Raw genomic sequence first — 21,661 nt, 5'->3', positions numbered from 1 at the left:
GTGGCGTGGAAGGTCTGGCGGTAGGCCCTAAACGGCGATGCTATTTGATCCATTCTTCTAACAGCGCGGCAATCCGGGGCACTTCCATATCGCCTTGCGCGATCTCATTCATCGCTTTTTCTTGCGCATCCGGGAACGGTTTGACGTGTTCGCCGTTGATCCGCAACATGATGGCCGCCGCTAGGAACGCGGTCCTTTTGTTACCGTCGATCAGCGCGTGGTTCCGTGCGATCGAATGCAACAGTGCCGCAGCCTTGTTGATGAGACGTGGGTACGCCTCATGCCCGAACACCGTGGTGCGGGGACGTTCCGCCGAGGCGGCCAGCAAGCCCGCGTCACGAACGGCGGGGTGGCCGCCGTTCACTGCGGCGGCGATGGCCAGTAGCTCCTCGAGGGTGAGATACTTCATGCCAGCCGTTCGAGCAGGTCGGCATGCTCGGTCATCGTCTCGGTGAGTAAGCGATCGAAGGCTTCGGCACGACGTGTGAGGTGTAGGTGGATCGCCTCCTGGGCAATCTCCTGCTTGCTGCGACCTTCTCGCTGTGCTTGTTCGGTGAGCGCTCGGTCGTCGTCGTCATTGAGTCTGAGTGTCATAGCCATGTAAGCATGATACCGCAGTGGTATCACGCCGGGTATTGCTAGCTCCGGTCCGTCGGCAATGTGGCCGACGGGCCTTGCTTGTCAGAACTTGTAGGAGATTCCGGTCATCCGCTCGGACTCCTCCCAGAGCCGTCGCTGCAATTGCCGGTTCTTCGACAGTTTGCTCGACGGTGCGGGTTCCACCGGGCCCTGGCTCTGGAAGTACCTGGTCGGGCCCCAGTAAATGTTCGGATCGGCGTCCGGCATGGTGGCCGCGAACAGCGTCGAGTGGGCGGCCTTGGCGGGAGAATGTCCGATCAGGCGGATGAACGGCTTGCTGATCCGGTCGATCGGGGTCTCGGTCTTGGCGAAGAGGTCGGTGGGCGATACGCCGGGGTGCACCACGTAAGAGCGCTTGTCGGAACCGGATTCGGCCAGTCGGTGCTGCAACTCCCTGCCGTACATCAGGTTCGCGAGCTTGGACTGGGAGTAGGCCAGATTGCGCTGGTAGCGGCGGCCTTCGTAATTCAGGTCGTCGATCCACAGCTTGGGGGTCTGCTTGTGGGCGATGCTCGCGATGCTCACCACTCGGTCACGCATCCGGTCGAGTAGCAGTCCGGTCAGCGCGAAGTGGCCGAGATGGTTGACGCCGAACTGGGTTTCGAACCCGTCCTTCGTGCGCGAGAACGGAATGTTCATCAGTCCGGCGTTATTGATCAACACGTCGAATTCGCCGGTAGTGTCGGCGAATCGGCGCACCGAGGCCAGATCGGCGAGATCCAGCACGGCGACTCGAACGTCGCCGTCGATGCGGTCGGCGATCGCCTTGGCCTTCTCCGCATTCCGGCAGGCCATGATCACCGTGCCGCCCTTGCTCGCAAGCACCGTTGTGGTCTCGACGCCCAGGCCGCCATTGGCTCCGGTGACGATAAAGGTGCGCCCGCTCTGGTCGGGTACTTCTGTCGGGTTCCACGCCATGGCCCAACCTTACTATTGAGTAAGTTCCATGGGAAGAGTAATCGTCGGTTATGACTGGAGTGTCTCAGACGTGAACGCCCCGCGTGGCCGAAAGCGCTCGCTCGCGCGGGGCGAGTCGTTCAGCGTTCGGTCACGCCGCAAGGCGCACCTCGGCGGCCGGGAACATTCCGGTGTCTCGTGCGGCTACGGCGTCTACGGTGGTGGGCGTGACAACCACGGTGGGCAGGCAATACGGCGGTCGTGCCGTGGTCGAGCGGAAGGCCGAGCGCCGCCTACGGTTTCTCGACGCGGCGACCAAAATTTTCGCCGAACGTGGATACCCCGCCTGCTCGCTCGCGGATGTCTGCGCCGCGGCGGGACTGTCCAAGCGGCAGTTCTACGAGGAGTTTCAGACCAGGGAAGACGTCTTGATCGCGGCCTATGACCGCATCCAGGACGAAGCGGCGGAAGCCATCATGGCGGCGCTGCGTGAACTCGATCCGAGCTTCGATATCACCGCGGCGATGACCGCGATAATGACCGAGTATCTACAGTCCGTCGGCACCGACCCCTATCGGGCCAAGGTCGCGTTCATCGAGGTGGTCGGCGTCAGTGAGCGCATGGAACGCCACCGTCGGGAGCGCCGCCACTCATGGGGGACGGTGCTGGAATCCATGGTGGTCCCCGCTGTCGCCGCGGGTGGGCAGGTGCGCGGCGGACCGGGGCTCAGCACCAGCGCCCTGATCGGCGCGATCAACGGCCTCGCCCACGAATGGCTGCTCGCCGATCCGCGTCCGCCGGTCGGCGCGCTGGTCGAGGTGCTCGTCCCGGTGGCGGTCGCGTTGATCGAAACGCCTTAGCGTAACCAGAACCACCCTCGAGCGTTCCGATCCCGACAAGCGGTGCAACCGCACTGGTAGCCTACGGTTTGCCTGCGACCCGTGTCGTACCGTCCCGGCCGCTGAATTCGGCAACATACTGGACCGATGACCGGTGCAGCCGTTGTCGCCGAAAAATTCGCGCCCGCTCCCCTGAGTAGGGCGCGGACCAACATTGTGTTCGGCACCATCGCGCTCGGCATGCTGATGGCCGCGCTCGATCAGACCATCGTCTCCACCGCGCTGCCGACGATCGTCGCCGATCTCGGCGGCGCGGGGCACATGGCCTGGGTCGTCACCTCCTACCTGCTCGCCGAGGCGGTGGCGACGGCATTGGCGGGCAAGCTCGGCGACCTGTTCGGCCGCAAACTGGTGTTCCAGCTCAGCGCCGTGATCTTCATCATCGGCTCGATGATCGCGGGCCTGTCCAACGGCATGCTGCTGCTGATCATCGCGCGCGCTATTCAAGGCATCGGCGCCGGCGGCTTGATGGTCACCGCGATGGCGTTGATCGCCGACATCATCCCGCTGCGCGAGCGCGGCAAATATCAGGGCGCTCTCGGCGCTGTCTTCGGCGTCACCACGGTGATCGGCCCGACGCTCGGCGGGTTGTTCACCGACCATGCGAGCTGGCGCTGGTGTTTCTACGTCAACGTTCCTGTCGCGATCATCATGATCGTCCTTGCCGCGCGCAACATCCCGCACGTACGGGCCGCGATCAAGCCCATCATCGACTACGCGGGCATCGGCCTCGTCGCGCTCGGCGTCTCGAGCCTCATCCTCGGGCTCGAGTGGGGTGGCACCGAATATCCGTGGGGTTCTCGGCAGATCATCGGCCTTTTCGTCGCCGCGGTGATCTTGCTGGCCGCCTTCGTAGCTGTCGAATTGCGGGCGAAGGAACCGATGCTGCCGATGGGACTGTTCCGCAGCAGAGTGTTCACCGTCTGCTCGATCCTGAGCTTCATCGTCGGTTTCGCGATGCTCGGTTCGATGACCTACCTGCCCGCATATCTGCAATACGTGAACGGTGTGTCGGCGACCATGTCCGGCGTGCGAACGCTGCCGCTGGTGGCAGGGCTGCTCGTCACCTCGATCCTGTCGGGTCAGGTCGTCGGCAAGACCGGTCGCTACCGGTACTTTCCGATCGTCGGCACCGGAGTGATGGCGGTCGGGTTGTATCTGATGTCGACCATGGGGCGCGACACCAGCATCTGGCAGGAATCGCTGTACATGCTGATCCTCGGTCTCGGCATCGGCCTTGCCATGCAGGTGCTGACGATCGTCGTGCAGAACACCGTGCCCTACGCGCAATTGGGCACCGCCACCTCCGGCGTCACGTTCTTCCGCACCCTCGGCAGCGCCTTCGGCACCGCGATATTCGGCACTCTGTACACCAACCAGATCACCCCCAATCTGACCGCGGCGCTGACCGAGGTGAAGGTCGTGCCGCCCGAGGTCGCGGCGAATCCGCAGCAGCTGCGCGCGCTGCCGGCGGAGGTGGCCGCGCCGATCATCGACGCCTACGCGACGTCCATCGATAACGTGTTCTTGTGGGTGGTTCCTGTCGCACTCGTCGGTTTCCTTGTCGCCTGGTTTCTGAAGGAAGTGCCGCTGCGTGACAGCGTCCGTGCGGGCGCTTCCGATGTGGGCGAGGGCTTTTCGGTGCCTGATTCCCCGGACCGCGTGGTGTGGTTGGAACGCGAGGTTTCCGGTGCCATGCGCAAGGCGAACGCAGAGGGGCCGATCGGACCGCGAATTCTCGCGGACTCGGGGTCATATCTGAGCCCGGGCCGAGCGTGGGCGCTCGGTCAGGTGTACATGCACACACGGGTCCGCGGTGCGGCCACCCGAGTGGCCATCGCGCGTGCTCACAACGTGCCGCCCGAGGTGATTCGGCCCGTGTACGACCAGGTGACCGCCGCGGGCTATGTCATAGAAGACGATGAGCGCCTGCAACTCACCGATACCGGCCGCGCCGAGGTCGACCGAATCCAGGCCGCATGGCGACGTTGGCTGGACACGAAACTCGAAGACTGGGACTGTAGCGACCCGGCCGACCGCGCGCTGCTGGATCAGGCGTTGGAGAACATCGCCACCAAGCTCCTCGACGAAGAGGTCGAGGAACGCGAATCCGTCAACGCCTGAGCCTTGCGCCAGATTACTCGTAGACGTATATTCGTATACGAGTAATCGGGAGGTAGTCATGGCCACGAAGCGCAAGGTGAACAACCTGCTCGCGCTGGCCGTGCTCTCGGTGATCGTCGGACGACCGATGCACCGGTACGAGATCGCGTCGACACTGCGTGATCGCGGCAAGGACCGCGACATGGATATCAAGTGGGGCTCGCTGTACACCGTCGTGCAGAATCTGGAAAAGGCGGGCTTCCTCGAGATCGTCGGCAGCGAGCGGGACGGCGCGCGGCCGGAACGCACGATCTACCGGATCACGGACGCTGGTCGCGCCGAAATGGCCGACTGGACAAGGGAATTGATCGCCGAACCGGCACCGGAACACCATCGGTTCACCGCCGGACTTTCCATCGCCTCGGCGCTGCCGCCGGAAGAAGTAATCGAGTTGCTCGGCCAGCGCATCGTGGCGCTGGGTCACATCATCGACGCTGTACGCGCCGAGCTCGAAGCCATCGCCACCACCCTGCCTCGTCTGTTCATCATCGAGTCCGAGTTCGGGCTGGCCATGTTGGAAGCCGAGCAGGCATGGGCCCGTTCGTTTCGCGAGGAACTCGCCGCGGGCACATTCCCCGGCGTGGACTGGTGGCGGCAACTACACGCCGATGGCGTGGAAGTCGCGGAAATCGTGAAGATCGTAGAAGGGGGGAACGCGCCGCTATAGGCGCAGCGTCAGATCGAGACCAGGCCCGGCGGGGTGCGGGAACACCGCCGCCGAGCCCGATGTAACCGTCTCGAACCGTGCCCGCATACGCGCACCCGGCCACGAGGTTGGCAACCACAGGATAACTGGGTGAGCGGTAGGCGAGTCGGTTCGGGGATCGAACACACCCGTATCGCACAAACCTGGAGACACCCATGTCTACAACACGAACCGCACTCGTCATCGGCGGCGGAATCGCCGGACCCGTGACCGCCACCGCGCTGCACAAGGCAGGCATCGAGGCACGAGTCTACGAGGCATACCCCGGCCCGACCTTCGGCGTCGGCAGCGGGCTCGCCCTCGCCCCGAATGGCGTTGCCGCACTGGATATCATCGGCGTCGGCGATCGCATTCGAGAGCTGGCGTCGCCGATCACCAACATGGAGATGTCGGTCGGCGGCAAGCATCTGCGCATGCCGACGTTGCCGAACACGTTGCTGCACTTGGTCGATCGGAACGAGCTGCATCAGGCGCTGCACGATCACGCGGTCGCCGCCGGGGTCCCGTTCGAATACGACAAACGACTGGTCAGTGTCGATGAGCACGAGTCCGGCGTCACCGCCCATTTCGCCGATGGCACCTCCGCCAGCGCGGACGTGTTGGTCGGGGCCGACGGTATCCGCTCGACGGTGCGCGGCCTCATCGATCCCAAGGCGCCGGGACCGAACTACACCGGCATGCTCGGCTTCGGCGCGATCATCGACAGCGATATCGATATAGAGCTGGGGACAATGACTTTCGCCTTCGGCAAGCAGGCGTATTACCTCTACGGTGCGGTCGAGCGCGGCCGGATCATGTGGGGTGCGAACCTGCCGCACAAGGAGTACATGTCGCTGAGCGAGGCGCGGGCGGTCCCGGTCGAGCACTGGCTGAAGGTCTTGCGTGCGACCTACGCCGACGACACGCCCGGTGGTGAGTTCGCACGCAACACCACGGCGGAAACACTCGAAACGACTGGTGCGCTGCACATCATGCCGCCGGTACCGCATTGGTATCGCGGTCGGATGGTGCTGGTCGGCGATTCGGTGCACGCGCCGTCCAACAGCTCGGGGCAGGGTGGGTCACTCGCGATCGAGAGCGCCGTCCAACTCGCGCGATGCCTGCGGGACCTGCCCGATCCGACTGCGGCCTTCGCCGCCTACGAGCGGTCGCGGCGGTCGCGGGTCGAGAGCATCACCGCGCGTGCCGCGAAGATCAACCACAGCAAGACGCCAGGTCCGGTCGCCCGCAAGGTGATGCCGGTGATCATGCGGCTGATGGTCAGGTTCATGGATATGGAGAAGACCATGGGGGCCGAGCAGCGCTATCGCATCGACTGGGATGCGCCGGTCCAAAAGGAACTGGCCGCTTCGGCGGCGTGAGAGGCGATCCTGCCGGTCGTGCGCGACCGGCAGGATCGTCTTTGAACCGGACGGTGGCGAGGTGCTCGCGGCTTGTCGGCCGCAGTGACGCCGCAGGCTGCGACAAGTCTCTCGCGTCATCGACAGGGGAATACACTGATCGAGTGAGCGATAGGGATTCCGATGGTATCCTCGATCTGAACCAACTGCGCAGCTTCCTGGCCGTGCACCGGGCAGGATCCATTACCGCGGGGGCTCGGCTGATCGGTCTGTCTCAGCCGACGGTGACCACGCAGCTACAGGCGCTGGAGAGACGGCTCGGCTATCGGCTGTTCGACCGGCTGCCGCGCGGGGTGGCGGCGACCGCCGCGGCCATCGAACTCGCGGCGCGGGTGGCGGGGCCGCTGGACGCGCTCGGCAGCGTCGAAGGCGACTCGGCACCGGTACGTCCGGTCACGCAGCCGCCGGTCCGGATCGCCGGTCCCGCCGAAATGCTTGCGGTGCAGGCGCTTCCCGTGCTGGCCCCGCTGATCGCGCGCGGGGTGCGGCTTAATGTCACGGCGGGGCTTTCGGAAGACCTGGTGGCCGGGCTGCGTGCCGGTCACTACGACCTCGTCGTATCGACCGTCCGGCCGCGTGGCAGAGCCGTTGTCGCCGAAGCGCTTGTCGACGAGGAGTTCGTGCTGATCGCCGCACCAGCCATCGCGGCGCGGATTGATCTCGCCCGGTTGCGCAGCGAGGGTCCTGCGGCTCTGGCAGGGGTCCCATTGGCCAGCTACGCCGCGGATCTGCCTATCCTGCGGCGGTATTGGCGGCACGTGTTCGGTGTGCGACTGATCGCCGAAGCCGCCGTCGTCGTCCCCGATCTGCGGGCGGTCGCGGCCGTGGTGGCCGCCGGTGGTGGCATCAGCGTGCTGCCGCGCTACCTCTGCGCGCCGCAACTGGCCACCGGTGCGTTGGTGGCCTTGCTCGACCCCGACGACCCGCCGATCAACACCGGATTCCTGGTGCGCAGGCTCGGCACAACGGCACGCCCACATATCGACTTGGTGCACGAGCACCTCCGCGCGGCTCGCAACGAGTGGTAGATACGGGGCGTTCTCAGGCGGTACCGGAGCTGTCGCGTTCCGCGCGACGGCGCAGGATGTTCGTGGTCTGCTCGTCGGCGGGCAGGAACGCCTCCAGGTGCAGTTCCGAGAGGGTGATGTCGACAGCGGTGGCGAACGAGGTGATGGTGGTGATGAGTGTGAGCTCGCCGTCGTCGCTGCGTAGCCGAAGTGGAACCGCGAAACCGAGGTGATCGGGGCCCGGATTCGCTTCCGGGAGATAGCCTTCCAGCTCGGCGATGAACTCGTCGAGATGGGCGTCGGGGCTGCGCATAGCCTTGCCTCGCAGGCTTTCGGTGACGTGCCTTCCCCACTCCGGTAGGTTCACGACGCGCCGCGCAAGACCATCGGGATGCAAAGCCAGGCGCAGCACATTGATCGGCGGCGCGAGCAGCTCCGCGGCGGCCCCCTCGGTGAGCACGTCGAACGCGGCGTTGGCGGCGAGCAGAATCCCGTAGGGCCGAACGACGACAGCGGGGTAGGGCATATGCCCGTCGAGAATCCGCACCAGCGCATCGCGCACCGGGCCCAGTTCCGGGGTGTCCATGTCCGATTCGGGGAAGACCGGCGCGAACCCGGCGGATAGCAACAGCCCATTGCGCTCACGCAGCGAAAGGTCGAGCGACTCGGCCAGCCGGACGACCATCGTGCGGCCGGGTCGCGACCGCCCCTGCTCCAGGAAGCTCAGATACCGCTGGCTGGTGTCCGCTCGAATCGCGAGGTCGAGCTGGCTCACATGCCGCTGCGTCCGCCAGTGCCGCAGCTGTTGCGCGAAGGGGTTGGGCTCTAGCACCGTGGTCATGGTTGCAGTGATATCCGAACTGGACGGTCCGCGCCATTCCTAGGAGGGTATCGGCGGACCACACTCGGGCGTCATCGTTGTCATTCCCTGGAGGGAATCGCGCTGCTGGGCCGCGTTCGCAAAACTCGGTGCCATGAGCAAGCAATTCGACGACAATGAGCTGGCCCGCTTCGCGCAGCGCTACATGACCCAGTGGAACGAGTCCGATCCGCAGATCCGGCGCAAGCTGATCCAGGAAAATTGGGCGCCGTTCGGCGTGCAGACGCTCGTCGATCCTCCGGCGGAGATCCGGGAATCGGCCTCGCAACTCAACTTCGCCGTGCCCGCGCTGGAAGTGCGTGGCCACGAGGCGCTGGATGCCCGGGTGACCCGGGCTTATGAGATGTTCGTCGAACCCGGCGAGTACGTGTTCGAGGTCGGAGCCGCGACGCGGCTGCCCGCCGGTCTGGTCGGACTCGGTTGGTCGATGGTTTCGCGGGTCGACGGATCGATCGCGGGCGGTGGCTATGAGGTCATCGGCCTCGACGCCGACGGCAGGATCGTGACGGACCACCAGTTCATCGAGGGTGTGCGATGACCGCGACGGCGGAGACGTTGCGATACAGCCGGCTCGTGAGCACCGAGGACGGTGGATCACCGCGTAGCGCACGATTCGTACCAAGGAGAGTGTCATGAATGCCATTGCCTACCACCTCGATTCGCGGCTCGGCCGCGAAGGGCTGACGACTCGGGTGCAGGAGGTTCCGCAGCCGGGGCCGAATCAGGTGGTCATCCGGGTTCGGGCGGCCTCGATCAATCGGCGCGACGTCATGCTGATGGACGGCGTCTACCCGCTGCCCGCCACCCCTGACATCATTCCGCTGTCGGACGGGGTCGGCGAGGTGATCGCCGTCGGCGACAACGTGACTCGGGCCGTGCTCGGCGATCGGGTGACCGCATCGTATTTCGTGCGGTGGATCGAAGGGCCGCAGCGGCTGGCACAGGTCGCCGAGCAATACGGCGCCACTTACAACGGGATGCTCGCCACCTACGCACTGATCGAAGAGGACTCGGTGGTGCACGTGCCCGAGCACCTCACCGATGTGGAGGCGGCCACGCTGACCTGCGCCGGTGTCGTCGCATGGGCGGCGCTGACCAAGCCGGTGCCGGTGGGGCCAGGTGAAACGGTGCTGACTGTCGGCAGTGGCGCGGTGGCGCTGTTCGGCGTCCAGCACGCCAAAATGCTCGGCGCCCGGGTCATTTCGATCACCTCGGGGCCGGACAAGGCCGAGCGGTTGCGCAAGCTCGGTGCGGACGAGGTCATCGACCGGAGCGCTACACCGAACTGGGACGAGGCCGTGCTCGAGCTCACCGACGGACACGGCGTCGAACATGTGCTGGAAGCCGTTGGGCTGCCGACGCTGTCGAAGTCGGTGCGGGCCGCCGGATACAACGCGACGATCACCATGATCGGTGCGTCGCAGCTACCCGAGGGACAGTCGTTCGAGAACCCGTTCGTCGGGGCGTACCTCGGTATCCGCCGCATCGCCGTCGGCAGCCGCGGCGACTTCGAGGCGATGAACCGGGCGATCACCGAGCATCGGCTGCGCCCGGTCATCGATCGGACGTTCCCGCTGGACCGGGCCGCCGAGGCATACCGCTACTTCCGTGAGGACAATCCGTTCGGCAAGGTCGTCGTCACCATGCCCTGATCAGGGCCTATCGTCGAGATCCGCTGTCGTGGAATCCTTTCGACCGGTGCTGTCCGCCGCCGATCGGCCGCCCTGACCTGGATCCGCCTGGCGGCCCGGGCTGTCGGTCGGCTGGTCGCTCGGGCTGTCGGTCGGTTGGTCGCCTTCGCTACCTGCGGGTGTCGCCTCGAACGGCGCGGTATTGCCTGCCGCGTCACGTTTTCCGATACCGGATTCGATCGCGGCCGCGAGATCGGCGACCCTGGTCCAGGTGCGTGGTGGCTCGGCCTCGAGGTTTCCGATGGTGTACCAACTGTCGGTGCCCCGGTAGCGGACCAGGCCCTTGCCGGTCTCGTCGACGGTGATATCGAGGTCGCCGGACACCGTCCCTTCTTCCTCGGTCATGACGGCGGTCTTGGCGGAAATCTCGATGATGTCGCTTATTTGAACTCTCCTCGACGGACGCAGTCCTCGACTGCGGTACGCAGTGCGGTGTGCTCGGCGGGATCAACGGTCAGCGCATATTTTATCTTGATCTGGACGTATCGTTCGAGGTAGACACACCGGAAAGTTCCTGGCGGCAGATAGTTCGCGACGTCTTGGTCGCCTTTGGATCTGTTGGCCGACGGATCGGAGGCCTCCAGGTTGACGGCGTCGTTGGCGATGCGGCGGCGAGTATCTTCATCACGTTTGCCTGCTCCCGACCGCCATGCTTCGGCAAGGGCAACGATGTGCTCGGCGTCGACAGTGGCCGGGTCGGTCATCCACTTGTACGGCTTGAGTTTTCCGGTCTTCGAGTCGATGAATCCGTATTGGTCGCGCCAGCCCCCGTCCTTGCCGACCGAGAGTTCGCATGTTTTCGGGTCGAGCGTGACCGAACCGGTGGCGTCGCGAAGCATCATCACCTCACGGCTGGTGCAGCGGCTGTACTGCGAGAACTCCGCGCCGAATCCGTGTTCGGGCTTATTGGTGTCCCAGTGCGGGAACTTTTCGCGGCTGTAGCCGGTCATCGCCGCCTCCGGCGCCTCAACCAGCTGCCCGACCAATTCGGTGGCATCCTTGGCGGAAACCGTTGCGGCGCTGGCCGAACCAGACTCCCGGCCGTCGGGACTCGTCGGTTTATCGACATACGCGTAGGCGATGGCCACGAGCACAGCGAGGCAGATCGGCGCACAAACGGCGAAAACTCGACGCACGGTGCGGGATGAAAGCAGCTTCACCAGGCCGGTCCGATCCGTATCGCGACTACCAGACCCAACGAGAGCTTCATCGAACTTCCTTACGCCGATACCGAACTGAGAACCGGGCGTCAAGCTACCGGGTTCGGGTGTTCATGGAAGTCATTGTCCGTTATGACCTTCGGCACAGTCCAGGGGAAACTTTTTGTGCGGCAAGGCGGCTGAAAACGCAGATCACCCCCGAGTCGGCGTGCCGGCGCCGACTCGGGGGTGACTGATCACGATCGAGCGATTGTTGTTCCATGTGACGCGGGAGCGGGCTGGTTGTCCAGACCAGGACCGCACCCGACGTTCGAGGCCGATGAGGGAGGTCTCGGGCGTCTTGTCGCACGACCCACTCGTCGTGATGGTCTACGGGTAGGTATCGGGTGGGGGAGTTCGCGGATCCGCTAGTCGCCGATGCATCGCGTACCCCCATTCCAATCGTCCGCTTCCTACGTAGTTAAACAGTAGATGAGAGTTGATCTCTTTGCAATCCCATTACCTTCGACGCAACTCCGCCCGGGTGTGTCGAAGGAAGTCGATACTTTTGCCACCTCGGTAAGGAAGCGCCTATCAGCTGCGAATGTGCGGGTGGTCGTGGCGCAACCGGGCGGGAGACGATCTCGCCCGGTGTAGTGGCGAGCGTCACATCGAGATGTCCGGACATTCGGTCACAGCAGGCCCAGATCGTGTGTCCAAACCAGATGAAGGCAAAAAGCCTGATCCAGGAAGGGCACACATCATGGCTACCGTCGACGTTCTCGACTCTTTCATCAACTACATCGACCTCGGCACCGGCTCGGTGCCGGTGGTTTTCCTGCACGGCAACCCCACCTCATCGCATCTATGGCGCAAAGTCATTCCGCATGTCGTTGACCAAACCCGCACCCTGGCACCGGATTTGATCGGTATGGGCGCGTCGGGCAAACCCGAAAGCGGCTACCGATTCGTCGACCATGCCCGGTACCTGGACGCCTGGTTCGACGCGCTCGAGCTGGATCAGGTGATCATCGTCGGTCACGACTGGGGTGGAGCGCTCGGCATGGACTGGGCGGCACGACACCCTGGCCGTGTTCGCGGCGTCGCGCTGATCGAGACGTTCCTGCGGCCGATGCGCTGGAATGAGCTGCCGCCGCTCGGCGCCGAATTGTTCCGCAAATACCGCACCCCGGAGGGTGCGCGAATGGTGCTGGAGGAGAACAGCTTCATCGAGTTCAACCTGCCGAGGGGGATCGCCGAACTGTCCCCAGAGGATCACGATGTCTACCGCGCGCCCTACCCGACCCCCGAGTCACGCAAGCCGATACTGGCGTGGACACGCGAGTTCCCGCTCGACGGCGAACCCGCCGATATGGTCGCGATCGTGCAGAACTATGGCCGCTGGATGGCGCAGACCCCTGACGTGCCGAAACTGGTGATGGCGTTGGGCAACGGTGTCGGTCTCGGGGCGCCCGTGAACGTGGCAGAGGCGGTGGAGGCGTTCGCCGCTGCGGAGGCGGTTTCGGTTGGGGACGGGGGTCATCACGCCCCGGAGGACCAGCCCGACGCGATCGGCGACGCGATTTCGGCATGGGTGCGCAAGCATGCGCTGACCGAGGTTCCCATGCGAGCCTGACTCGCCGTGCCCGGTAATGCTCAGGGGTGTACTTGCGCGAAGTCGGTGGCCGCCGAAAGATTGTGTGGTGGACATCGAGCTCGACACCGATGCACCCGCAGCCGACGGGTCCGACCGTGCGACGGAGCGGGAGTTGGTCGCGCGTGCCGTCGCCGGTGACAACGCGGCCATTTCCGACGTCGTGCGCCGGTTGCAGGATCCGCTGTATCGGTTGGCGCTGCGCATGGTGTGGCGACCGGCCGAGGCGGAGGACGCGACGCAGGAGATTCTGCTTCGGGTGGTCGGGAACCTCGCGACCTGGCGCGGCGAAGCGAAGCTGCTCACCTGGGCGTACCGGGTCGGAGTCAACTATCTGTCGAATCTGCGCAGGCAAACTCCGCAGGAGGCGGCGCACCTGAGCCTCGAGACCTATCGGGAGGGCTTGGCCGATGGTCTCGCCGCCGAGGACTACCGCGGGCCGGAGGCCGAATTGCTCTCGGCCGAGGTTCGTCTCAATTGCAGCCAGGCCATGTTGCAATGCCTGGCCCGCGACGAGCGCATCGCCTTCGTACTCGGTGAGGTCTTCGAGCTGAGTTCCACCGACGCCGCGTGGATTCTCGACGTCACCGCACCCGCCTATCGAAAGCGGTTGCAGCGGGCCAAGAAGCGTATCGGCGCATTCCTGAACTCGACTTGCGGCATCGCGAATCCTGAAGCCTTCTGCCGCTGTTCGCGCCGTGTGGACAAAGCGATTGAGATCGGGCGCATCGATCCGCGCGAGCCGCGATTCGTGAAGCATCCGATCAGTCCGGGCGGGCGCACCGTCACCGAAGCTGAGCGCCAGATGATCCGACTGCACGATGCCGCCGGCGTGCTGCGCGCGCATCCCGATTACGCAGCGCCGCAGGCGAAGATGGACGCGATCACCGGGCTGCTGAATTCCGGTCGCTTTCCCATGCTGGACTGAGTGCTGCCGATTGTCGGTAATGCCAATGCCTTACAGCGCTTCCTGATTGCCACTTTCGGTTCTGACGATTCCCGGTCGCCTCCGATGCAGCCCGGCGGGCGAAAACCGGCGACTGGCGATGGGCTTTCGCCAGCGGTCGTCGAGGGCCTCGTCGTGTGCGGTTGCGCTGGTATCCGGCAACCAATCCGCCTAACCCCCGAAGGTGAATTCGCCGTCAACTCCAAAATCCGGATGCCGGATAGCCTGCCCTGCATTGCTCGACGCGGCCGCCGATTTTCATCCTGATTCGCAGACATGCCGATTTGTCATTCCGATTCGCCGTAAACCGATACCCCTTAAAGGTATTATCTGCATCCGATTGTGTATGCCATAGCTCTTCCGAATCACAGAAAGGATCGATTGATGAGCCGGATGGGCAGTTGGGCCGCAGTGTTGACCGGAACCGTCATCGTGGTCGGAGGTGGGGTGGTGTCCGCGCCACCCGGATGGACACAGCCGGCCGTTGAGGCCGTCTCCAATGATTTCTACATACCGCCTTCGCCGCTGCCAGGCGGAGCGCCAGGCGCCATTCTCCGCGCCGAACCGTCGCAGCTGGCTATGTCGGCCCCAGGACAGCCCGGAGTGATCCCGGCGGCGGCGACGCGCATCATGTATCTCAGCAGCGATACCCACGACGCGCCGACCGCGGTGGTGGGAACGTATCTGGAGCCGGCACTGCCGTGGACCGGCCCGGGAGAACGCCCCCTGATCGCGTACGGTGTCGGCACGCAGGGGCAGGGCGATCAGTGCGCGCCCTCGAAGCTGCTTCCGCAGCTCGCCCAATACCAGCCTCCCTTCGACGTGATAGCCGAATACGATGTACTGGCGCTCTATTCGCTGTTGTCCCGTGGCATGGCGGTAGTGGTGACCGATTACCACGGCCTCGGCACGCCCGAGGTTCACGACTTTCTCAACCGGAAAGCGCAGGCCTACGCGCTTCTGGACTCCGCGCGTGCCGCGCAGCAGTTGCCCGGCACCAGCCTCACCGCCCGGCCGCCGGTCATTCTCTACGGGTACTCCCAGGGCGGTATGGCCTCCGCCGGTGCGGCTGAGCTGCAACCGAGCTATGCCCCTGATTTGGACGTGCGCGGCGCCTACATCGGCGGGCCGGTGGTGGACAACCAGTACTTCATCGGGTACAACGACGGTCAATCCAGCGAGGCGGCCATCTTCGCTTTCATTCTCAACGGTGTCGCCGCCGACTATCCCGACACCCGCCCGGTTCTCGACGCTGAACTCAACGAGACCGGCAAGGCGCTCCTGCGCGACTCCCAGGACAAATGCGCCGTCGCGGTCGGACTGGCCCAACAACAGCGGCACACGTCCCAATGGACCACCAGCGGACAACCTCTCAACGCCGTGATCGATCAGTCCCCAGCGTTGAAAACAGCATTCGACGATCAGCGTGTCGGCACTCGCACCCCGACGGTGCCCGTGCTTATCTCTGCGGCCAAGAACGATGAGGGAGCGCCATTTGCCCCCATCCGCGACATGGCCGCCGGTTGGTGCGGTAGTGGCGTGACTGTTCAGCTGGAACCGAACGCCGAGATTCCCACCATCTTCGGCCTCGTGGGCACGCATAACCTGGCCTTTTTCCCATCAATGGCAGCCTCGCAGCAGTGGCTGACGGATCGACTAGCAGGTCAGCCCGCACCGAACAACTGCGCCGCTCTGCCCTAGTTGCGGATGACAAACAGGACGTCGTCTATCCGATCGGATAGACGGCGTCCTGTTTGTCTTTGCTGTGCATTTATTGGCATGTCCCGCATCCGGATCCGGTGCGGATCCGCTTTCGGTTGCGGGGGGAACCCGCCCGTCAGACGATGATTTCAGCGGATCGCTGGTCTGCGGCGAGGAAACGACTATTCTGAATTGACAATTCAGACGGATCTGTCTTTCGTCGGCCGCACACCCAACCGGGTGTCATGGATCAACGGGACGGCTATGCCAATCTTCGAGAATACGGAAGCGCGCGACCCAAAGCGTTATCTCTGGATTTTCGGTTTGATCGCCCCTGGGTGCGCGCTACTTCCCTCACAACTGGTCGCCCATACGGGGCTGGAAATATTTTGGTGGATCGGTCCGATCATCGTGTTCGTGGTGATCCCACTGCTGGACTTGGCGGTGGGCGATGACGGCAGTAATCCGCGCGATGAGGACTACGAGACGTTGTCCAACGACCGTTATTATCGGTGGTGCACTTACCTGTTCCTACCGATGCAGTTCATCGGCCTGATGATCGCGGGATACCTGTGGGCCAGGCCTGCGCTCAGCCTCGTCGACAAGCTGGGATTGGCAGTGACGATGGGCGTTGTGTCGGGTATCGGCATCAATGCCGCCCACGAACTCGGTCACCGGGCGGAGCACCTCGAACGCTGGCTGGCGAAAATCGCTCTGGCGCAATCCGGATACGGGCATTTCTTCGTCGAACACAACCGCGGCCACCACGTCCGCGTCGCCACACCCGAGGACCCGGCCAGCGGCCGATTCGGTGAGTCACTGTGGGAGTTCCTACCGCGTAGCATGATCGGCGGCTTCCGCTCGGCGCTTACCTTGGAACGGGAACGGCTATCCCGCAAAGGAAAACGCTGGTTCAGCCCGGGAAACCACATCCTGCAAGCATGGACGATGAGCGTCGCGTTGTTCGGCACGATGATCCTGGTCTTCGGGCTCGGTATCGTCCCGTTTCTGGCGTTGCAGGCGCTGATCGGCGCCGGATTGCTGGAGACGGTCAACTACGTCGAGCACTATGGGTTGCTGCGCCCGCGCCGCGCCAACGGCCAGTACGTGCGCTGCTCACCACGCGACAGCTGGAACAGCGACCGTCTGGTCACGAACCTCTTCCTGTTCCACCTCCAACGCCACAGCGACCACCACGCGAACCCCGGCCGCCGCTACCAGACCCTGCGCAGTTCCGAGCATGCGCCACAGCTGCCGGCCGGCTACGCCAGCATGGTCGTGCTGGCCGCCGTGCCCCCGCTCTGGCGCGCGGTCATGAATCACCGGGTCCTGGCCCACTACGGCGGCGACATATCGCTCGTCAATACGAAACCCCGAGCCAGGCGTCTCAATACGAAACCTCGAGCCAGGCGTCGCGAACCTCTTCAGTTCGGCAAACGATAGTTCCGAGGGGCCGGGCGGAGCAGTGTCGCGGTCAGCAGACCGCTGGCGGTTCGCATTGCTACTACCGCCCACGCGCTCACCAGCACGATGTAAAGCGCCACCGCCGCGGCGGCGAAGAGATTGGCTCCGGTGTGGCCGTAGAGGACGGTGCTGCCGGTGATGCAGGTGCCGAGAGGGAAGGTGAAGCCCCACCAGGTGAGGTTGAACTTCAGTTCGCCCGCGCGTGCCGTCTTGATGGTGACCGCGGCGGCCAGTGCCAGCCACAGCATGGCGAAGCCCCAGGTGACGACGCCGAAGATGACGGAGAAGACGGTCAGTCCCCTGGCGTAGAGGTCGGGCAGCGCCGATGGGGCGGCGTTGGCCAGGAGACCTGCGGCGGTGACTGATTGGCCGAGGGGGCCGAGCACGATCCACAACGTCGGGACCATGCCCGCCTCGGGAGTGTCGTGATGCACCAGCCGGGACCAGATCATGGTGATGGTCACCAGTGCGGCGATCAGGCTCATGCCGAACATAGCCAGGCACAACAGGATCATGGTCAGTCGCAGCTGACCGGCGGGGACGTAGGGCACCAGCAGCGCACCCATGGCGGCGGACACCATCGGCGGTACCACGGGCATCAGCCACCCGCCGAAGGCTGCGTCGGGCTCGACGTGGTGGTGGGTGAACATGCGATAGGGAATGGCGAACGCGGTCAGCAGCCCGAGTACGGTGCCGACCGACCACAGCACCCAATCCACGGTCACCGCCGCCGAGCGTCCGATCACGTCGGGCCCGAGCAGCAGGGTGCCCGCGCCGACGGTCAGCAGAGCCATCGGGGGAGCGCCGTAGAACTGCGACATCACCGGATGATTCAGGTGATCACGCGCCGAGTCGGAAAACCGCACCCAGTGCACCGCCCACGCCGAGCTCAGCGCCACCAGCAGCAGCGCGGCAAGCGCCCACACCACGGTTGCGGCCCCGCGCAGCCCTGGAAAATGCAACGGCAGCGTTACGGCGGCATTGGCGACAATGCCGGTACCCATCACCGCGGCGAACCAGTTGGGTCCGAGATGCCGCAGGCCGGCGCGCCGACGGAGACGCTCCTCCCGCAAGGCGCTGAGCCGGTTCTCCCTCGCGGCGTCGCGCTGGTCGTCTTGCCTGGTGTCGGGCTCGAGTGGGTCGCCGAGGCGTTCGGCTCGCGAGCCGCTGAGCAGCTTCACACCGGAAGTCCTCGGCAGGTGGTCGCGTCCGGAGTCGGTCCGGCCGTCCTGCGCGGTGCTGCGGCCCCGACGCTCGAGACGCCCGGAATCCTTGTCGAGCTCGCCGAGGAGACGCCGCGAACCGGCGGGCTGAGGAGTCACTGTGGCGGTCATGTCTACAGCGTCGCGGCATCTGGATGCTGCGAGTAGCCGCCGTGTCCCTATGGGTGCATAGATTCGTTCTATGCCCGATCGGTACGCTGGCGGGCCATTACTTCAACGCGCGTAGCGCGTAGCCGGGCACTGATGTCTTGGACATCCTCGATGGAACCTTTGGCCACGTCCACTACCAACGCTTCGGCCCCGTCCACATCCAAGGGCAGAGTGGCAGCTCAGCCTCTGGCGGCACTCGGATGTTCCGAGTGGATCGCGTTCGGCGACTACGGTCTGCCGAATGCTTTCAGGAACGTGTTCACCGCAGCCTTTGTGACGCTACGTATTTCGGGGTTGGGGACGCGGCGGGTACCGAGCCGGGTGCGGGTTTCCATAGGGCCGGTCAGTAGGGCGGTGAGTTGTTCGGCGGCCTCGGCCGGGTTGTCGATCGTTAGTTGGCCAGCGAGGGACAGGCGGGCCAGGCGGTCGGCGAGGGCGTCGTTGACGCGGTCCATCGCGCGGGTTCTGATGATGTCGAGCAGGTCGGGGAACCGGGTGATCTCGGCGTACAGCAGTCGGCGTAGTGCCATCGAGCGGTCTTCGCAATAGCACTGTGCCAGTCGGAAACCTACTTCCTCCAACATCGGACGCGGGTCTGTGCCGCAGGCGCGTAGGTGGTCGACCGCGGCCAGGTTCTTTGCCACGGAACGGTCGGCGTCGGCCTCGATGATCTGGCGGAACAGGGTCTCTTTGTCGCCGAAGTGGTTGTAGACGGTGTGCTTGGCGACGCCTGCCTCCGCCGCGATCGAATCGACGACGGCCTGGGTGTATCCCTCGCGGGCGAAGACGGTGAACGCGGCGTCGAGGATGGCCTGCCGCTTGTCGATGCGTCCACGGGAGCCGGTGCGGCGCGGCTCGGTGGGGGGCTTCGCAGCACTCATTCGGGCAGTTTATCCGCCGGGAAGCCGTCGGCTTGCGCACTGGTCAGTGCAGCGGTTCCACCTTCCCGTTGCAGTGAACCGACCGTATCAATAGACTGCACTGGCTGGTGCATAATATTGATCCTGACGGGAGAATCCAATGGTTGCTTACCTGATCGTCGACGCCGAACAATTCGATGACGAGCGTGCTCTTGAATATCGAGCCCTGGCGGAGGCGTCGATCTATCAGTACGGGGGGCGCTACCTCGTCATGGGTGCCGAGCCGGAGGCGCTCGCAGGTACGTGGCCCGCTTCCCGGCGCATGACCGTGCTCGAGTTTCCAGACAAGGCTCGTCTCGAGCAGTGGCACGCATCCCCGGAATACACTGCGGCAGCGGAAATCCGGAAGACGGCGATCGACGTACGAATGGTCATCGCCGACGGGATACCCGGCTGACACCGGACGACTGACACGAGATCGGCAGTGTCGAAGGCCGGTGGCATAGGCTCGTTCTATGCCACTGTCGCCGCGTGTCCCCGATCTGGCCGCGCTCGACTTGCTGCTTTCGGTGATCGAGCTGGGCAGCCTCGGTCGCGCCGCACAGGCGCATGGCATCAGCCAGCCTTCGGCGTCTTCGCGGATCCGCTATCTGGAGAAGCTCGTCGGGCTGCCGGTACTGGAACGCACGACACTCGGCTCCCGGCCGACGCCCGCGGGGGCGCTGATCGCCGAATGGGCGCGCGCGGTGGTCGATGCCGCGGGCCAGCTCGACGCGGGCATCGACACACTGCGTACCGAACGCGACTCCCGCCTCCGCGTCGCCGCGAGCCAGACCGTCGCGGAGTACCTGTTCCCCGGCTGGCTGATGACCCTGCGCGCCGCCGCGCCCGACGCCACCATCGCACTGGAATCCGGCAACTCCGTCGAGGTCGCCAAGGCGGTGCTCGATGGAAAGGCCGCCATCGGATTCATCGAAAGTCCGCAGAACTTCCGCGGCATCGAAAGTCATGTCGTAGCGCGTGATCGACTGCTGGTCGTGGTCGCGTCACAACACCGTTGGGCCCGCCACGGCGCGGTCACCCTCGAAGAACTCGCCGAAACCCCGCTGATACAACGCGAAGTCGGCTCGGGCACCCGAACCTGGTTCGAGCACGCGATCTCGCGCGGGGTTCCCGGCTGGCAACCCACCGTCGCGTTGGAGTTGTCCTCGACGACCGCAATCAAAACGGCCGTCGCTTCCGGTGTCGGCCCAGCGGTGCTCAGTTCGCTGGCCGTCGCCGCGGAGCTCACCGCGGGCACTCTCGTGTCGCCCACGGTGACCGGCCTCGACCTCGACCGAACCCTGCGCGCCATCTGGCCGACCGGCCAACGCCTGACCGGCCCTGCCCGCGACCTCTACACCATCGCCCGCCGTACCACCTGACCCGAGCACTCCGTCTTGTGACACCAACGCCACCACGGCTGAGTGTGAGTCAGATATCGGGACTCTCGGGTGCGTCTTCGGGCTGGGCCGTCGGCGGAATTCCGGTGTCCAGGAAGTGGATCAGTCGATTTATGCGGGCGGTGTGGTCGATGCAGCGTTCCAGGTGACTGCCGACCAGGGCGATATCGATGGAGGCATCGGTGGGCCGGGTCCAGGCCGGATCGGCGAGGGCCGAATGTAGTTGCTGGTGTAGTTGTTCCATGGAGCATGTGCTGGACGCCGGTGCTGTGGGCGATTGATGGCTGGTGGCGACCGTCTGACCGGTGATCGCGATTCGGTGCGCGGCGAGCGTGCCCATGGCCACCAGCACATCCATGATGGGTTGCGGGGCAACGGGTTCGGGGTGAGATCTGTAGACCTGCTCGGCGGCGCGGCTGATCAGAGTGCCGATCCTGGACAGTTCGCTGGCGATCTGGATCGCGGTGACCACGTGGCGCAGATCCCTTGCGACGGGCGCTTGCAGCGCGAGCAGTACCACCGTCCGCGCCTCGCAGGCGCTGTACATCTTCTGTAATTGCTCGTCGAGGGCGAAAACCTCGTAGGTGGCGGTGAGGTCGGCGCCGACGAGCGCATCGGTGACCCGCTCGGCGCCGTCGTGGGCGAGCCCGCACATCAGCGTCAAATCATTGGTCAACGCGACGAGCTCGCGAGTGAACTGGGTCCGCACCGGCAAATTGTCGCCTATCCGCGCGCAATCGAGTACTCGATGGCCGCGTCGACCGCCGCTTCGGCGGGAACTCGCAGGCTGTAGCGCTGCG

The 21,661-nt window shown here is 64.8% G+C and carries 22 protein-coding genes; 13 read left to right on the top strand and 9 right to left on the bottom strand.

Annotation, left to right across the window (positions count from 1 at the left end; genetic code table 11):
• Nucleotides 1-40: 40 nt before the first annotated feature.
• From ACLMAJ_RS35090 to ACLMAJ_RS35080, 3 genes are all read right to left on the bottom strand, one after another.
• On the bottom strand, nucleotides 41-409 hold the full coding sequence (locus tag ACLMAJ_RS35090) for a type II toxin-antitoxin system death-on-curing family toxin (protein ID WP_412018200.1): 369 nt from the start codon (nucleotides 407-409) through the stop codon (nucleotides 41-43).
• The gene (locus ACLMAJ_RS35085) at nucleotides 406-600 is read right to left on the bottom strand and encodes a ribbon-helix-helix protein, CopG family (RefSeq protein ID WP_412018199.1); all 195 of its coding nucleotides are present in this window, start codon (nucleotides 598-600) and stop codon (nucleotides 406-408) included. The genes ACLMAJ_RS35090 and ACLMAJ_RS35085 overlap by 4 nt, the downstream gene beginning before the upstream one ends.
• An 81-nt stretch (nucleotides 601-681) precedes the next feature.
• Entirely contained in the window at nucleotides 682-1,557 is an 876-nt protein-coding gene (locus ACLMAJ_RS35080) for an oxidoreductase (protein ID WP_412018198.1), read from the bottom strand.
• 206 nt (nucleotides 1,558-1,763) lie between these two features.
• Here ACLMAJ_RS35080 and ACLMAJ_RS35075 point away from each other — a divergent pair, with 206 nt between their 5' ends.
• From ACLMAJ_RS35075 to ACLMAJ_RS35055, 5 genes are all read left to right on the top strand, one after another.
• A complete protein-coding gene (locus ACLMAJ_RS35075; protein WP_412018197.1) occupies nucleotides 1,764-2,396 on the top strand; it encodes a TetR/AcrR family transcriptional regulator in 633 nt (210 codons plus the stop codon).
• A gap of 126 nt (nucleotides 2,397-2,522) precedes the next feature.
• Nucleotides 2,523-4,559: an MDR family MFS transporter gene (locus ACLMAJ_RS35070; RefSeq protein WP_412018196.1), complete on the top strand. Its 2,037-nt coding sequence runs from the start codon at nucleotides 2,523-2,525 to the stop codon at nucleotides 4,557-4,559.
• Between the two features lie 58 nt (nucleotides 4,560-4,617).
• Entirely contained in the window at nucleotides 4,618-5,265 is a 648-nt protein-coding gene (locus ACLMAJ_RS35065; protein ID WP_412018195.1) for a PadR family transcriptional regulator, read from the top strand.
• Between the two features lie 194 nt (nucleotides 5,266-5,459).
• Nucleotides 5,460-6,665, top strand: a complete 1,206-nt coding sequence (locus tag ACLMAJ_RS35060) for an FAD-dependent oxidoreductase (protein WP_412018194.1) — start codon at nucleotides 5,460-5,462, stop codon at nucleotides 6,663-6,665.
• Nucleotides 6,666-6,808: 143 nt separating this feature from the next.
• Complete coding sequence (locus ACLMAJ_RS35055; protein WP_412018193.1) at nucleotides 6,809-7,732, top strand: LysR family transcriptional regulator; 924 nt, start codon at nucleotides 6,809-6,811, stop codon at nucleotides 7,730-7,732.
• Between the two features lie 13 nt (nucleotides 7,733-7,745).
• On the opposite strand, the gene ACLMAJ_RS35050 is transcribed toward ACLMAJ_RS35055, so the two are convergent.
• Nucleotides 7,746-8,552 carry a helix-turn-helix domain-containing protein gene (locus ACLMAJ_RS35050; RefSeq protein WP_412018192.1) on the bottom strand — a complete coding sequence of 269 codons (807 nt, stop codon included), beginning with the start codon at nucleotides 8,550-8,552 and terminating at the stop codon, nucleotides 7,746-7,748.
• Between the two features lie 133 nt (nucleotides 8,553-8,685).
• Here ACLMAJ_RS35050 and ACLMAJ_RS35045 point away from each other — a divergent pair, with 133 nt between their 5' ends.
• Together ACLMAJ_RS35045 and ACLMAJ_RS35040 are read left to right on the top strand one after the other, a co-directional pair.
• The gene (locus tag ACLMAJ_RS35045; RefSeq protein WP_412018191.1) at nucleotides 8,686-9,129 is read left to right on the top strand and encodes a hypothetical protein; all 444 of its coding nucleotides are present in this window, start codon (nucleotides 8,686-8,688) and stop codon (nucleotides 9,127-9,129) included.
• Between the two features lie 94 nt (nucleotides 9,130-9,223).
• The gene (locus ACLMAJ_RS35040; protein WP_412018190.1) at nucleotides 9,224-10,243 is read left to right on the top strand and encodes a zinc-dependent alcohol dehydrogenase family protein; all 1,020 of its coding nucleotides are present in this window, start codon (nucleotides 9,224-9,226) and stop codon (nucleotides 10,241-10,243) included.
• Here the strand turns inward: ACLMAJ_RS35040 and ACLMAJ_RS35035 are convergent, their stop codons facing one another.
• Nucleotides 10,244-10,627, bottom strand: coding sequence for a hypothetical protein (locus ACLMAJ_RS35035; protein WP_412018189.1), 384 nt, complete (start codon nucleotides 10,625-10,627; stop codon nucleotides 10,244-10,246).
• Between the two features lie 35 nt (nucleotides 10,628-10,662).
• The gene (locus ACLMAJ_RS35030; protein ID WP_412018188.1) at nucleotides 10,663-11,442 is read right to left on the bottom strand and encodes an HNH endonuclease family protein; all 780 of its coding nucleotides are present in this window, start codon (nucleotides 11,440-11,442) and stop codon (nucleotides 10,663-10,665) included.
• 742 nt (nucleotides 11,443-12,184) lie between these two features.
• On the opposite strand from ACLMAJ_RS35030, the gene ACLMAJ_RS35025 reads away from it, so the two are divergent.
• The 4 genes from ACLMAJ_RS35025 (at nucleotide 12,185) to ACLMAJ_RS35010 (ending at nucleotide 17,165) form a co-directional block, all read left to right on the top strand.
• Nucleotides 12,185-13,057: a haloalkane dehalogenase gene (locus tag ACLMAJ_RS35025; RefSeq protein WP_412018187.1), complete on the top strand. Its 873-nt coding sequence runs from the start codon at nucleotides 12,185-12,187 to the stop codon at nucleotides 13,055-13,057.
• A gap of 67 nt (nucleotides 13,058-13,124) precedes the next feature.
• Nucleotides 13,125-14,003, top strand: coding sequence for an RNA polymerase sigma factor (locus tag ACLMAJ_RS35020; protein ID WP_412018186.1), 879 nt, complete (start codon nucleotides 13,125-13,127; stop codon nucleotides 14,001-14,003).
• A 621-nt stretch (nucleotides 14,004-14,624) separates the two neighbouring features.
• A complete protein-coding gene (locus tag ACLMAJ_RS35015) occupies nucleotides 14,625-15,722 on the top strand; it encodes a lipase family protein (RefSeq protein WP_412018185.1) in 1,098 nt (365 codons plus the stop codon).
• Nucleotides 15,723-15,986: 264 nt separating this feature from the next.
• Nucleotides 15,987-17,165 (top strand): alkane 1-monooxygenase, encoded by a 1,179-nt coding sequence (locus tag ACLMAJ_RS35010; protein ID WP_412018233.1) that lies wholly within the window; start codon nucleotides 15,987-15,989, stop codon nucleotides 17,163-17,165.
• Here ACLMAJ_RS35010 and ACLMAJ_RS35005 read toward each other — a convergent pair.
• Together ACLMAJ_RS35005 and ACLMAJ_RS35000 are read right to left on the bottom strand one after the other, a co-directional pair.
• Complete coding sequence (locus ACLMAJ_RS35005; protein ID WP_412018184.1) at nucleotides 17,147-18,520, bottom strand: TDT family transporter; 1,374 nt, start codon at nucleotides 18,518-18,520, stop codon at nucleotides 17,147-17,149. The two genes, ACLMAJ_RS35010 and ACLMAJ_RS35005, sit on opposite strands and share 19 nt — an antisense overlap.
• 266 nt (nucleotides 18,521-18,786) lie before the next feature.
• Nucleotides 18,787-19,440 (bottom strand): TetR/AcrR family transcriptional regulator, encoded by a 654-nt coding sequence (locus ACLMAJ_RS35000; RefSeq protein WP_412018183.1) that lies wholly within the window; start codon nucleotides 19,438-19,440, stop codon nucleotides 18,787-18,789.
• Between the two features lie 139 nt (nucleotides 19,441-19,579).
• Here ACLMAJ_RS35000 and ACLMAJ_RS34995 point away from each other — a divergent pair, with 139 nt between their 5' ends.
• Both ACLMAJ_RS34995 and ACLMAJ_RS34990 read left to right on the top strand, forming a co-directional pair.
• A complete protein-coding gene (locus ACLMAJ_RS34995; RefSeq protein WP_412018182.1) occupies nucleotides 19,580-19,876 on the top strand; it encodes a DUF1330 domain-containing protein in 297 nt (98 codons plus the stop codon).
• 58 nt (nucleotides 19,877-19,934) lie between these two features.
• The gene (locus ACLMAJ_RS34990) at nucleotides 19,935-20,843 is read left to right on the top strand and encodes a LysR family transcriptional regulator (RefSeq protein WP_412018181.1); all 909 of its coding nucleotides are present in this window, start codon (nucleotides 19,935-19,937) and stop codon (nucleotides 20,841-20,843) included.
• Nucleotides 20,844-20,892: 49 nt separating this feature from the next.
• On the opposite strand, the gene ACLMAJ_RS34985 is transcribed toward ACLMAJ_RS34990, so the two are convergent.
• Nucleotides 20,893-21,570: a phosphate signaling complex PhoU family protein gene (locus ACLMAJ_RS34985; protein ID WP_412018180.1), complete on the bottom strand. Its 678-nt coding sequence runs from the start codon at nucleotides 21,568-21,570 to the stop codon at nucleotides 20,893-20,895.
• Between the last annotated feature and the right edge of the window lie 91 nt (nucleotides 21,571-21,661).

Source organism: Nocardia arseniciresistens (genome assembly GCF_046764875.1).
Classification (GTDB): domain Bacteria; phylum Actinomycetota; class Actinomycetes; order Mycobacteriales; family Mycobacteriaceae; genus Nocardia; species Nocardia arseniciresistens.
Note: the sequence above shows the minus strand (reverse complement) of the source record. Positions and strands in the feature narration are given on the sequence as shown.

Bases quoted from the DNA above. Each gene is read 5' to 3' on its own strand.
- ACLMAJ_RS35005 (WP_412018184.1), bottom strand. From the start codon at position 18,520: ATGACCGCCACAGTGACTCCTCAGCCCGCCGGTTCGCGGCGTCTCCTC.
- ACLMAJ_RS35090 (WP_412018200.1), bottom strand. From the start codon at position 409: ATGAAGTATCTCACCCTCGAGGAGCTACTGGCCATCGCCGCCGCAGTG.
- ACLMAJ_RS35080 (WP_412018198.1), bottom strand. From the start codon at position 1,557: ATGGCGTGGAACCCGACAGAAGTACCCGACCAGAGCGGGCGCACCTTT.
- ACLMAJ_RS35085 (WP_412018199.1), bottom strand. From the start codon at position 600: ATGGCTATGACACTCAGACTCAATGACGACGACGACCGAGCGCTCACC.
- ACLMAJ_RS35010 (WP_412018233.1), top strand. From the start codon at position 15,987: ATGCCAATCTTCGAGAATACGGAAGCGCGCGACCCAAAGCGTTATCTC.
- ACLMAJ_RS35065 (WP_412018195.1), top strand. From the start codon at position 4,618: ATGGCCACGAAGCGCAAGGTGAACAACCTGCTCGCGCTGGCCGTGCTC.
- ACLMAJ_RS35040 (WP_412018190.1), top strand. From the start codon at position 9,224: ATGAATGCCATTGCCTACCACCTCGATTCGCGGCTCGGCCGCGAAGGG.
- ACLMAJ_RS34995 (WP_412018182.1), top strand. From the start codon at position 19,580: ATGGTTGCTTACCTGATCGTCGACGCCGAACAATTCGATGACGAGCGT.
- ACLMAJ_RS35035 (WP_412018189.1), bottom strand. From the start codon at position 10,627: ATGACCGAGGAAGAAGGGACGGTGTCCGGCGACCTCGATATCACCGTC.
- ACLMAJ_RS35050 (WP_412018192.1), bottom strand. From the start codon at position 8,552: ATGACCACGGTGCTAGAGCCCAACCCCTTCGCGCAACAGCTGCGGCAC.
- ACLMAJ_RS35060 (WP_412018194.1), top strand. From the start codon at position 5,460: ATGTCTACAACACGAACCGCACTCGTCATCGGCGGCGGAATCGCCGGA.
- ACLMAJ_RS35025 (WP_412018187.1), top strand. From the start codon at position 12,185: ATGGCTACCGTCGACGTTCTCGACTCTTTCATCAACTACATCGACCTC.
- ACLMAJ_RS34990 (WP_412018181.1), top strand. From the start codon at position 19,935: ATGCCACTGTCGCCGCGTGTCCCCGATCTGGCCGCGCTCGACTTGCTG.
- ACLMAJ_RS35070 (WP_412018196.1), top strand. From the start codon at position 2,523: ATGACCGGTGCAGCCGTTGTCGCCGAAAAATTCGCGCCCGCTCCCCTG.
- ACLMAJ_RS35045 (WP_412018191.1), top strand. From the start codon at position 8,686: ATGAGCAAGCAATTCGACGACAATGAGCTGGCCCGCTTCGCGCAGCGC.
- ACLMAJ_RS35000 (WP_412018183.1), bottom strand. From the start codon at position 19,440: ATGAGTGCTGCGAAGCCCCCCACCGAGCCGCGCCGCACCGGCTCCCGT.